9 protein-coding genes are annotated in these 12522 nt (G+C 63.6%); 7 read left to right on the plus strand and 2 right to left on the minus strand.

Features of this window, described 5'->3' with window-relative positions; all coding sequences use genetic code 11:
• Positions 1-221: 221 nt before the first annotated feature.
• The 7 genes from IVA95_RS02340 to IVA95_RS02370 all read left to right on the plus strand — a co-directional run bounded on the left by IVA95_RS02340 (position 222) and on the right by IVA95_RS02370 (position 8719).
• On the plus strand, positions 222-1376 hold the full coding sequence (locus IVA95_RS02340; protein ID WP_247509030.1) for an iron-containing alcohol dehydrogenase: 1155 nt from the start codon (positions 222-224) through the stop codon (positions 1374-1376).
• A 16-nt stretch (positions 1377-1392) separates the two neighbouring features.
• On the plus strand, positions 1393-2943 hold the full coding sequence (locus IVA95_RS02345) for an AMP-binding protein (RefSeq protein ID WP_247509031.1): 1551 nt from the start codon (positions 1393-1395) through the stop codon (positions 2941-2943).
• 290 nt (positions 2944-3233) lie between these two features.
• Positions 3234-4829, plus strand: a complete 1596-nt coding sequence (locus IVA95_RS02350) for an ABC transporter substrate-binding protein (protein ID WP_247509032.1) — start codon at positions 3234-3236, stop codon at positions 4827-4829.
• 42 nt (positions 4830-4871) lie between these two features.
• Positions 4872-5819: an ABC transporter permease gene (locus tag IVA95_RS02355; protein WP_247509033.1), complete on the plus strand. Its 948-nt coding sequence runs from the start codon at positions 4872-4874 to the stop codon at positions 5817-5819.
• 4 nt (positions 5820-5823) lie between these two features.
• Positions 5824-6717, plus strand: a complete 894-nt coding sequence (locus IVA95_RS02360) for an ABC transporter permease (RefSeq protein ID WP_247509034.1) — start codon at positions 5824-5826, stop codon at positions 6715-6717.
• Positions 6717-7730: an ABC transporter ATP-binding protein gene (locus IVA95_RS02365; RefSeq protein ID WP_247509035.1), complete on the plus strand. Its 1014-nt coding sequence runs from the start codon at positions 6717-6719 to the stop codon at positions 7728-7730. Before IVA95_RS02360 ends, IVA95_RS02365 begins: the two co-directional genes overlap by 1 nt.
• Entirely contained in the window at positions 7727-8719 is a 993-nt protein-coding gene (locus IVA95_RS02370) for a dipeptide ABC transporter ATP-binding protein (protein WP_247509036.1), read from the plus strand. The genes IVA95_RS02365 and IVA95_RS02370 overlap by 4 nt, the downstream gene beginning before the upstream one ends.
• A 93-nt stretch (positions 8720-8812) precedes the next feature.
• Here IVA95_RS02370 and IVA95_RS02375 read toward each other — a convergent pair whose 3' ends face one another.
• Entirely contained in the window at positions 8813-10774 is a 1962-nt protein-coding gene (locus IVA95_RS02375) for an acetyl-CoA carboxylase biotin carboxylase subunit (RefSeq protein WP_247509081.1), read from the minus strand.
• Between the two features lie 11 nt (positions 10775-10785).
• Positions 10786-12402 carry an acyl-CoA carboxylase subunit beta gene (locus IVA95_RS02380; RefSeq protein ID WP_247509037.1) on the minus strand — a complete coding sequence of 539 codons (1617 nt, stop codon included), beginning with the start codon at positions 12400-12402 and terminating at the stop codon, positions 10786-10788.
• Between the last annotated feature and the right edge of the window lie 120 nt (positions 12403-12522).

Consider the following 12522-nt stretch of genomic DNA (forward strand, 5'->3'; position numbering starts at 1 on the left):
TGCAGATAGTTGCGTTCAATCGTCCGGTCGTAGCTGTTATCGCGCATTGGATCGTCCTCCAGTGGAGCGATCCAATCAGCGAATTAGTGAACATGCACAGCAATGACCAACGAAGGCAAATGATCGGAGCAGCATCTTGGGGCATGACGTCGCCGATTTCCTCGGCTAACCTTGCGGCAAGGCCCGCCAAGAGGGCCAGAAAATGTCCGGGGAGGACAAGCGTGCACAGAGGGCGTGTCGTATTCGGCGCCATGGACGAGGTCGTGTTCGGACGGCCGGCGTCCGAGGCGCTCGTTGCGCAGCTGGATCGGCTCGGCACCAGGCGCGCCTTCCTGATGGTCAGCGGCACGCTCAACCGCGAAACCGATGTGATCGACACTATCCGCCGTGCGCTGGGACCGCGCTGCGTCGGCACGTTCGATGCTATGCCGCCGCACACGCCGCGCTCAGCCGTCATTGCCGCCAGCAAACAGGCTCGCGCTGCGGATGCCGATCTCATTGTCACGATCGGCGGCGGCTCGATCACCGACGGCGCCAAGGCAGTGCAGCTTTGCCTTGCCAATGACATCCGCAGCGCAGATGACATCGACCGGATCAAGGCCAGTCGCGGCGGCTCGCCGCAACTTGCGGCACCAACCGTGCGCCAGATCAGCGTCCCGACGACGATCGCCGGCGGCGAGTTCTCCTCCACGGCAGGCGTCACCAACGAGAAGACGAAGGTCAAGGAAGCGCTGCGCCATCCGCTGATAATGCCGCGCGCCGTGATTCTCGATCCCTGGCTCAGCGTACACACCCCCGAATGGCTGTGGCTGTCGACCGGTATCCGCGCCGTCGACCATTGCGTCGAAGGCATCTGCTCGCGCGAGGCTCATCCTTATGCCGACGCGCAGGCGCTGAAGGGCCTGTCGATGCTGGCGCAGGCCTTGCCGCGGGTGAAGGCCGACGCCAAAGACCTCGACGCGCGGATGGATTGCCAGATCGGAACCTGGCTTTCGACCGGACCGCTCGCTTCCGGCGTACCGATGGGCGCCAGCCACGGCATCGGTTACGTGCTCGGCGCGGAGTTCGGCGTCCCGCACGGCTACACCTCCTGCGTGATGCTGCCGTCGGTGATGCGCTGGAACAAGTCAGCGAATGCCGAGCGGCAGGCGCTGGTCGCGGCTGCGATGGGGCGCCCAAACGATGACGCCGGCGACCTGCTCGATCGCTTCATTCGCGGCCTCGGTATGCCCTGCAGCCTGCGCGAGGTCGGCGTCGGCCCGGAGCAGTTCGATCGCATCGCGCAACAAGCGATGGCGACGCCCTGGGTGCCGCGCAATCCGCGCAGGATCGAGGGGCCGGCGCAGGTGCGTGAGATTCTGGATATGGCCGCGTAGGGAGACCAAAGCCAACATGTACACCGGTACACATGCCCGTCTTCGTCCACTTCAACCCGCGTTCATCATGGCTTCCACTGGCGAGGCCGTCACCTATCGGGAGCTAGAAGTCCGCACCAACCGGCTGGCGCATCTGTTCCGCAAATACGGATTGAAGCGGCTCGACCACTATTCGATCTTCATGGAGAACAACAGCCGCTACCTCGAGGCCGGCGGCGCCGGCGAACGCAGCGGGCTATACTATACCTGCGTCAACTCCTACCTGACCGCGGGCGAGCTCGCTTACATCCTCACCAACAGCCAGTCGCGCATTCTCATCACATCAAAGGCAAAGCTCGACGTCGCACGCGAGGCGCTGAAGGAATGCCCCAAGGTCGTATTATGCATTGTCGCAGACGGCGACGGCGAGAGCGACCGTATCGTCGGGCTTGAGCAGGCGACGGCAGATCTGCCGAACACGCCGATCGCGGACGAATGCATCGGCACCGCCATGCTCTATTCGTCGGGCACCACCGGCCGGCCGAAGGGCATTTTGCGGCCGCTGCCGGAGCAACCGCCAATCCAGAATCTGCCGATCTTCGATTTTCTGCACGGCGTCTGGCACTACCGCGAGGGCATGATCTACCTTTCGCCCGCGCCGCTCTACCATTCGGCGCCGCAGGCCGCCGTCAACCTGACGATCCGCGCCGGCGGCACCGTCATCATCATGGAAAGTTTTGATCCGGAAAAATATCTGGAGCTGGTTCAAAGGTGGGGCGTCACCCACACCCAACTCGTGCCCACGATGTTCTCGCGCATGCTGAAGCTGCCAGAGGATGTCCGCAAGCGTTACGATCTCTCATCGCTGGAAATCGCGATCCATGCCGCCGCGCCATGCCCGGCTGCAGTGAAGGACGACATCATCAAATGGTGGGGGCCGATCATCCATGAATATTATGGCGCCACCGAAGGGCTCGGCTTCACCGCCTGCAACACCGAGGAATGGCTGGCCCATCGCGGCACCGTGGGCCGGGTGCTGCTCGGCGACCTCCATATCCTCGACGAGAACATGCAACCCTGCCCGGTCGGCACACCCGGCACGGTGTGGTTCAAGACCGCGACCCCGTTTGAATATTTCAACGATCCCGTCAAAACCAAGGAGGCGCGCTCTCCTGACGGCAGCATGAGCACGGTCGGCGACGTCGGCTATGTCGACAATGACGGCTATCTCTATCTGACCGATCGCGCGACCTTCATGATCATCTCCGGCGGCGTCAACATCTACCCGCAGGAATGCGAGAACCTCTTGATCACCCACCCCAAGATCGCCGACGCCGCGGTGTTCGGGGTGCCGAATCCCGATCTCGGCGAGGAGGTAAAAGCCGTGGTGCAGCCGATGCCGGGCGTTTTGCCGGGACAGGAATTGGCCGACGAACTGATCGCCTTCTGCAGCCAGTCGCTGTCGCGCCAGAAAGTGCCACGCTCGATCGACTTCGAGGCCGAACTGCCGCGGCTGCCGACCGGCAAGCTCTACAAGCGCCTGTTGCGCGATCGCTATTGGGGCAACAAGACCTCGCGGATCGTCTGAGCATGCCACGATGTGAGATGGTGATGGACACAAACGTCGCGCTGCGCAGTGGTGCGGTGCATCATCGGGTGAGACATCTTAGCGCGAACCGCAAACTAGCGGCTGCTCGGCAACGAACCTGGCTCTTTCGCAGGCAACAGCCGAGTTGGCGCGCATGTTCCGCCGCGCGGATTTCTGTTAGGCCGAATTACCAATTCGTACGTCAGCTTGGCTGGTTGCCCGGACGCGCGGTCATGCTATCGTCTGGTGCAATCGGCCGTTTCGAGACCGAGCAAATGTGGGAGGGGATCATGCGGAGCGTCCATGCGCTTGCCGCCGCAGCGTTGTTGTTGCTGCCGGCTTATGATGTTGCATCGGCCGGCGAGCCGAAACAGGGCGGCATCCTCAGGGTCTATCATCGCGACAGCCCCGGCAGCGCCTCGATCCACGAAGGCGCGACCTTCTCGATCAACGTTCCCTTCATGCCGGTCTTCAACAACCTCGTCATGTTCAAGCAAGACGTCGCGCAGAACAGCGCAGATTCCATCGTCCCGGATCTGGCGGAGAGCTGGGCCTGGAGCAACGACGGCAAGAAACTCACTTTCAAATTGAGGCAGGGCGTCAAATGGCATGACGGCAAGCCGTTCACCTCAGCCGACGTCAAGTGCACCTTCGACATGCTGATGGGCAAGTCGCAACAGAAGTTTCGCCAGAACCCGCGAAAGTCCTGGTACAACCAGGTCGAGGACGTGACGACAAACGGCGATTTCGAGGCATCGTTCAGCCTGAAGAGGCCGCAACCGGCGCTGATTTCGCTGCTCGCCTCTGGCTACACCCCCGTCTACCCCTGCCACGTCTCGCCGGCCGACATGCGTACCAAGCCGGTCGGCACCGGCCCGTTCAAATTCGTCGAGTTCAAGGCCAACGAATCGATCAAGCTCACGAAGAATCCCGACTACTTCAAGAAGGGCCTGCCGCACCTCGACGGCATCGAGTTCACCATCATCACGAACCGTTCGACGGCCATTCTCGGATTTGTCTCCGGGAAATTCGACATGACTTTCCCGACCGAGGTGTCAATCCCGCTCTTGAAGGAGGTCAAGTCGCAGGCACCGAACGCAGTGTGCGTGGTCGAGCCGGTCAACGTCTCGACCAACATCATCGTCAACGCGTCCGCCCCGCCGTTCGACAATATCGACATTCGCCGCGCGCTGGCACTGGTGCTCGACCGCAAGGCCTTCGTCTCGATACTGTACGAGGGACAGGCCGACATCGGCGGCACCATGCTCCCCGCACCGGGCGGCTTGTGGGCGATGCCGAAGGAAATGCTGGAATCGATTCCGGGTTACGGTCCCGACGTCAACGCCAATCGGGAAGAGGCGCGCAAGCTGATGCAGAAGGCGGGCTATGGACCGGACAAGCGCCTCGCCGTCAAGGTCGCCACGCGCAACATCCCGATCTACCGCGATCCCGCCGTCATCCTGATCGACCAGATGAAGAGCATCTATATCGACGGCGATCTCGACGTCGTCGATACCGCACAATGGTTCCCGAAGGTCGCCCGCAAGGATTACTCGCTCGGCCTCAACCTCACCGGCAATGCGGTCGACGATCCCGACCAGTCATTCTACGAAAACTATTCTTGCGGCTCGGAGCGCAACTATACCAACTACTGTAACAGGGAAATCGAGAAGCTGTTCGACGAGCAGTCGATGGAGAAGGATGTCGCCAAGCGCAAGAAGTTGGTATGGGAGATCGACAAGAAGCTGCAGGAAGACGTGGCGCGGCCGATCATCTTGCACGCCCGCCAGGGCTCGTGCTGGCAGCCTTATGTCAAGGGCATCACCATCATGGTGAACAGCTCCTACAACGGCTACCGTTACGAAGACGTCTGGATGGACAAGTAACGTCCGGCCGAGAGAAGCCGATGCGTCAGGGAGAGTAGCCGGGTGTTTGCTTACATCGTGCGACGCCTCGCCTTGATGCTCGTGACCCTGGTCGGGATCTCGATCATCATCTTCGTGCTGCTGCGCGTCGTCCCCGGCAACATCGTCGATATCCTGTTCGACGCCGCCGGCTTCGTCGATCCGACCGACAAGGCCAACCTGGAAAAGGAACTGGGCCTCGACCTGCCGATCTATCAGCAATATCTGAACTGGATCGGCGGGCTGCTGCAGGGCGATCTCGGCTACTCGTATGTGTCCGAGAAGCCGGCGCTGCAGGAGATCCTGCCGCGCATTCCGATCACCGCCAAGCTCGCGGCGCTGGCGCTGTTGTTCTCCGCCTCGATCGGCATTCCCTTAGGCGTTCTCAGCGCAGTCCACCAGGGCTCGCGGCTGGATTACACCCTTCGTGTCGTCAGCCTGAGCGGCCTGTCGCTGCCTTCCTTCTGGCTCGGGCTGCTTATCCTGATGGCCTCGGTTTCGCTGTTCGGCCACATGCCGATCTACAACCCGAACCCAGCAACCTGGACGGAGGCGTTCGCGATCTATGCCGTGCCGGCGATGGCGGTCGGTTTTCGCAGCGCCGCGCTGACCATGCGCATCACGCGCTCCTCGATGCTCGAAATTCTGCGGCAGGACTACATCCGCACCGCGCGCGCCAAGGGCGCGTCCGAGGCTTCGGTCAATTATCGCCACGCGCTGAAGAACGCGATTCTGCCTGTTATCACAGTGATCGGCATCGAGGCGGCGTTCCTGATCGGCGGGCTGATCGTCACCGAAACCGTGTTCAATATTCCAGGCGTAGCCCGCTTCCTAGTCGAGGCGCTCCGCTGGCGCGATTATCCGATCGTGCAGAATCTCGTGATGCTGATCGCCGTGGTCGTAGTGGTCGCGAACTTCACCGTCGACATGCTTTACGCCGCGATCGATCCGCGCATCCGGTATGGGGATTAGCCGCGTGACCACGATTAACTTCGAAAGCGAGTTGAGGCGGGCCGGCGCCCATTCTACGCATGGCTGGCGCCGGCTGGTGTTCCTGGCGCAACGTTATCTGCTCGGCACGATCGGCCTCATCATCATGGTGATGTTCGTCTGGATGGCGATCTCGGCCGACCTGATCGCCCGCTACGACCCGCTCAGTGTCGATTCGGCGCAGCGGCTGGCGGCGCCAAGCGGGGCGCACTGGATGGGAACCGATTCATTCGGCCGTGACGTCTGGAGCCGGATCATTCACGGCGCGCGCATCTCGCTCGCCGTCGGTATCGGCGCCACTGCGCTGGGATCGACGATCGGCGTCATCGTCGGCCTCGTATCGGGCTATCTGTCCGGCTGGGTCGATCTGCTGTTCCAGCGCGTCACCGACATCCTGCAGGCGCTCCCCTTGTTAGTGCTGGCGTTGGTGATGACCGCGGCGCTCGGCCCCTCGCTGCCGAACGTGATCATCGCGATTGCGATCCCGTTGATCCCGACGGTCGCCCGCGTGATCCGCGCCAATACGCTGGCGCTGCGCGAGCAGCCCTTTGTCGAGGCCGCAAAATCGATCGGCATGAGCGAGACCCGCATCGCGCTCCGCCACGTGCTGCCGAACACGCTCGCGCCTTTGATCGTGCTGGCGACCGCGCAGCTCGGTTCCACCATCCTCACCGAAGCCTCGCTGTCGTTCCTCGGCCTCGGCATTCCCGAGCCCTATCCGTCTTGGGGACGCATGCTGTCGGAGTCTGCGGCCGAATATGTTCGCACTGCGCCCTGGCTGGTGATTTTCCCGGGCGTCGCCATCTCCCTTGCCGTATTCGGCACCAATCTGTTCGGCGACGCGCTCCGTGACATCCTCGATCCGAGGCAGCGCGGCTGATGAGCGAGGCGCGCAAGGACGACACTATTCTCGACGTGAAGAACCTGCAGACGGTGTTCTTCACCAATTCCGGGCTGTTCCGCGCGGTCGACGACGTATCGTTCACCGTGCGCCGCGGCGAGACGCTGGCAATCGTCGGCGAGTCCGGCTGCGGCAAGAGCGTGACCGCGCTGTCGGTGATGCGGCTGGTGCCGGACCCGCCGGGCCGGGTGGTCGGCGGCTCGGTGACGCTGGAAGGCACCGATCTGCTCGGCCTCTCTGAGGCCAAGATGCGCGACATCCGCGGCAACCGGATCTCGATGATTTTTCAGGAGCCGATGACCTCGCTCAATCCGGTAATGCGAATCGGCGACCAGATCACGGAAGTGCTTCACCTGCACCAGGAGATGACGTCAAAGGAAGCATGGGCCAAGGCGGTCGAGATGCTGCGCCTGGTCCGGATCCCCGAGCCGGAACGCCGCGCGCACGAATATCCGCACCAGCTCTCCGGCGGCATGCGGCAGCGCGCGATGATCGCGATGGCATTGGCTTGCCGGCCGGCGCTGCTGATCGCGGACGAGCCGACCACCGCGCTTGACGTGACGATCCAGGCGCAGATTCTGGCGCTGATCCTCGATCTACAAAAGAGGCTCGGCACCGGCTTGATCCTGATCACGCACGATCTCGGCGTCGTCGCGCAGACCGCGCAACGCGTCATCGTGATGTATGCCGGCAAGAAGGTCGAGGAAGCGACGGTAGAGGACCTGTTCGAGAATCCAAAGCATCCCTACACGCGAGGGCTGATGGCTTCGATGCCGGCGGTGATTTCGTTCGGCGCCAAGACCGATGCGCGGCTGAACGAGATTCCCGGCATGGTGCCGTCGCTCACGAACCTGCCGCCGGGCTGCGCCTTTGCGCCGCGCTGCCGCCTTGCCGTGGATCGATGCCGCGCCGAATATCCACCGCTGCAGGAAGTCGATGCCAATCATCTCGCGGCGTGCTGGCGCGCAACCGAATTGGTAGGCGCGCCATGACCGACCAACGTCCCTTGCTGGAAGTGACCGACCTCGTCAAGCACTACGCGGTGCGCGGCGGCGTCCTGCGCCGGCGCGTCGGCACCGTGCATGCGGTTGATGGCGTCAGCTTCTCGGTCGCCAAAGGCGAGACGCTCGGGCTGGTCGGCGAATCCGGCTGCGGCAAATCGACGGTGGCCCGCAGCGTGCTGCGGCTGGTGGAGCCGTCCAGCGGCGCCATCAAGCTGAACGGCACCGACATTACCGGTCTCAGCAAGGCCGAGATGCGCCCGCACCGTCGCTCGATGCAGATCGTGTTCCAGGATCCGTTCGCCTCGCTCAATCCGCGCATGACCGCGGGCGACATCGTCGGCGAGCCGCTCGCCGTTCATGGCCTCGCCACAGGGCGTGCGCAGCAGGAACGCGTCGCGGAACTGTTCGCGCAGGTGGGATTGCGGCCTGATCAGATGAAGAACTACCCGCACCAATTCTCCGGCGGCCAGCGGCAGCGCATCTGCATTGCCCGCGCGCTGTCGCTCGGGCCGAGCCTGATCGTATGCGACGAGCCGGTCTCGGCGCTCGACGTCTCGATCCAGGCCCAGGTGATCAACCTGTTGATCGACCTGCAGCGCAAGAACGATTTTTCCTATCTGTTCATCGCCCACGATCTCGCCGTCGTCGCCCATATCAGCCATCGCGTCGCCGTGATGTATCTCGGGCGCATTGTCGAGATCGCGGATAAGTCCGAGCTGTTCGCCAACCCGCGGCATCCGTATACGCAAGCGCTGCTGGCGTCGGTCCCGGTCGCTGATCCCAAGGCAAAGCGTCTTGCGCCCATGGTCGACGGCGACGTCCCGAGCCCGATCAACCCACCCTCGGGATGCGCCTTCCACACCCGCTGCCGCTATGTCATGGAACGCTGCAAGGTGAAGCGGCCGGCGCTGGTGGAAGCCGGCGAAGGACATCAGGTTGCGTGCTGGCTGAATGATGGGACGGGGCGACCGGAATAACATCCGTCATTGCGAGTGAAGCGAAGCAATCCATGCACCAAGGAAGTATGGATTGCTTCGTCGCTGCGCTCCTCACAATGACGGTGGAGGTGGTCAGCCCGCCGCAATCTCGACGACGATCCTGCCGGTCGTCACCTGCTCGCCTTCGGCCACATCGATCGCCGACACCGTGCCCGCAACGCCAGCCGTGTGCACATGCTCCATCTTCATCGCTTCCAACGTCATCACGGGCTGGCCGACCGCGACCTCTTCGCCCGGCTTGACCAGCACCGCCACCACGCGGCCGTTCATTGTCGCGCGCACCTTGCCGTCGCCGTCCGCCGCCGCAGCGGAGGCCGGTGCGGCCAGCGTCAGATCGCGGGCGGCAATCGAGGCTCCGCGATGCAGGATGTACAGACGACCGCCGTCGCGCAGAAATCTCGCTGACTCCATCAAGCCGTCGGTGCGAAAGCGGATCGTGTCGGCGCCAAGCTCGTCGATCTCGAAACGCCGCTCGTTGCCATCGAGGCCGGCGACATAACTTCCGTCGCGGTTCCGAACGATATCAACCTCGAACGCACCGTGGCCAAGGTCGATCCGCATCGTCAGCGGGAACGTCGTCGCCAGACTGCGTCCGCTGCGCCAGGGCGGCGCATGCGAGTTGGTGACGTAAAGCAACAATGCCGCCAACGTAGCGCCCGTCTCGTCGTTCGCACGCGACGCCAGCAATTCGTCGCGGTGATTGCCGATGAAGGCCGTGGTCGCTTCGCCCTTCGCAAAGGCAGGATGGCGCAGGCAGGAGATCAGAAACTCCTGATTGGTAGTCACCCCAAACGCTGCCAGTTGCTCCAGCCCACAGATCAACCGGCCGCGGGCCTCGTTGCGGTCGGCACCGTGGCTGATGATCTTGGCGACCATCGAATCGTAGAACGGCGGAATCTCCGAGCCCGATCGCAGCGCGTGCTCGACGCGGATGCCGTCGGGCATCTGCCACAGCGCCATTCGGCCCGATTGCGGCATGAAGTCATGATCCGCGTCCTCCGAGCACAGCCGCACCTCGATAGCGTGGCCGGAGAATCTGACGTCTTCCTGCTTGAGCCCGAGCGGCTGGCCGGCGGCAATGCGCAACTGCAGTTCGACCAGATCGAGCCCGGTAATCGCTTCGGTGACGGGATGCTCGACCTGCAGGCGCGTGTTCATTTCCATGAAATAGAACTCGCCGGACGGATCGAGCAGGAACTCCAGCGTACCCGCGCCCTCATAACCGATCGATTTGACGGCAGCGACCGCGACGGCGCCCATGCGCGCCCGCAATTCCGGCGTCACCTTCGGCGACGGCGCCTCCTCGATCAGCTTCTGGTGTCGGCGTTGCACCGAGCAATCGCGCTCGCCGAGATGAATGGCATTGCCGTAGCGATCGCCGAACACCTGGATTTCGATGTGGCGGGGATCGATGATGGCGCGCTCCAGGATCACCGTGGGATCACCGAACGCGCCCTGCGCCTCCGACCTTGCGCTGTGCAGCGCATCCGGAAATGCCGCGGCGTCTTCGACAAGACGCATGCCGCGACCGCCACCGCCCGCAACCGCCTTGATCATCACGGGGAAGCCGATCTTCCTGGCCTCTGCCAGCATCACTGCGTCGCTCTGGTCCGTGCCCTGATAGCCGGGCACGACAGGCACGCCAGCCTCCCGCATGATGTCCTTGGCGCCGGCCTTGTTGCCCATCGCCCGGATCGCCTCCGGCGACGGCCCGATGAAGACCAGTCCGGCATCGCGGCAGGCCTGCGCAAAATCCTCGTTCTCGGCGAGGAAACCGTAGCCCGGATGCACGGCGCCGGCCCCGCTGGCTTTGGCGGCGGCGATGATCGCATCGATCCGCAGGTAGGATTGCGCCGGCAGCGCCTCGCCGATCCGCACGGCCTGGTCCGCCTCGCGTACGTGCAGCGCATCACGATCGGCATCGGAATAGACCGCGACGACGCCATAGCCCAGGCGGCGCGCGGTGCGCTTGATCCGCAGCGCGATCTCGCCGCGATTGGCGACGAGAATCTTGAAAAATGGCGTTCGCTTCATCTCGATCCCGCTCATGGCCGGGCGACCGAGAATTGCATGCGCTGCGGCGTGCGGGCTTCGGCCTCGCGGCAGATCGCCAGCACCTCAGAAAGTACGCTGCGGGTATCGCGGGGATCGATCACGCCGTCATCGAGCACGCGCGCACTGGTCGAGAACACGTCCATCTGGCCGTCGAACACGCCTGTGATCTGCGCCTTCATCGCCTCCAGCTTTTCCTTCTCGATCGGCTTGCCCCGCCGCGCGGCGGCCGCCTCGGTCACGATTGCCATGGTCTCGGCGGCCTGCTCGCCGCCCATCACGGCGGTCTTGGCATTGGGCCAGGAGAAGCAGAAGCGCGGATGGAAGCCGCGCCCGCACATGCCGTAATTGCCGGCGCCGAAGGAAGCGCCGCAGTAGATCGTAATCTGCGGCACGGTCGCCGAGGTCACCGCCTGGATCATCTTGGAGCCGTGCTTGATCATGCCGGCTTCCTCGTAAGCTCGGCCTACCATGTAGCCGGTGGTGTTGTTCATGTAGAGCAGCGGCGTGCGCGACTGGCAGCAGGTCTGGATGAAATGCGTCGCCTTATTGGCGCCGGGCACGTCGAGCGGGCCGTTGTTGGTGATGATCCCGATCGCCTGTCCTTCGATGCGGGCGTGGCCACAGACCGTCGCCGGGCCGTAATTCGCGCCGAACTCGGTGAAATCGGAATCGTCGACAAAGCGCGCGATGGCCTGGCGCATATCGACGGGACGCTTGTGGTCCATCGGCATGATGCCGAGCAGTTCCTCCGCATCATAGCGTGGTGGCTTGAAGGACGCGGCCACCGGCTTCGGCCGGTCCCATTGCAAGTTGGCCATGATGTCGCGTGCGATGCGGAGCGCATCGCGATCGTCTTCGGCCAGATAGTCGCCCAGGCCAGAGATGGAGGTGTGCATCTCGGCTCCACCGAGTTCCTCCTCCGTCGCGATCTCTCCCGTTGCGGCCTTCAGCAGCGGCGGCCCAGCGAGGAACGCGCGGGTGCGGCCGCGAACCATGACGATGTAGTCGGATAGTCCGGTCTGGTAGGCGCCGCCCGCCGTTGACGATCCATGCGTCACGGTGACGACGGGCAGGCCAGCGGCCGACAACCGCGCGAGATTGCGAAAAATGTTGCCGCCGCGGATAAAGTCTTCGACGCGGTAGCGCAGCAGATTGGCGCCGGCGCTTTCGACCAGTTGCACGTAAGGCAGCTTGTTTTCCAGTGCCAGTTCCTGCACCCGCAGCGTCTTGTCGAGGCCGTACGGTTGCAGCGCGCCGGCGTCGATGCCGGAATCGTTGGCGCTGACCATGCAGCGGATGCCGGCGACGAAGCCGATGCCGGCGATCACGCCGCCGCCGGGCACGCTCTTCTCGGCATCCGGCACGTCGAACATGTAGCCGGCGAGCGTGGAAAGCTCGATGAAAGGCGAGCCGGGGTCGAGCACCAGCGCCACCCGCTCGCGCGGCAGCAATTGACCTCGCTTGTGGAAGCGATCCTTGGCCGCGGCCGATGCGGCACGCGTGCGATCTTCCAGCGCCCGCATCCGTGTGATCAGCGCCAGCATGCCGTCACGGTTGGCTTTGTAAGCGGTGCTGGAGTGGGAGATGGTGGATTCAATTACAGCCATGAACTCTCCGCCCCGTCATTGCCTGCGACAAACGCGAAGCGTTTGCGCAAGGGAGCGAAGCGACCAAGCAATCCATACTTTGCCGGACGGCGGGATGGATTGCTTCGCTTCGCTCGCAAT

The sequence above is a fragment of the Bradyrhizobium sp. 157 genome (assembly GCF_023073815.1).
Taxonomy (GTDB): Bacteria; Pseudomonadota; Alphaproteobacteria; order Rhizobiales; family Xanthobacteraceae; genus Bradyrhizobium.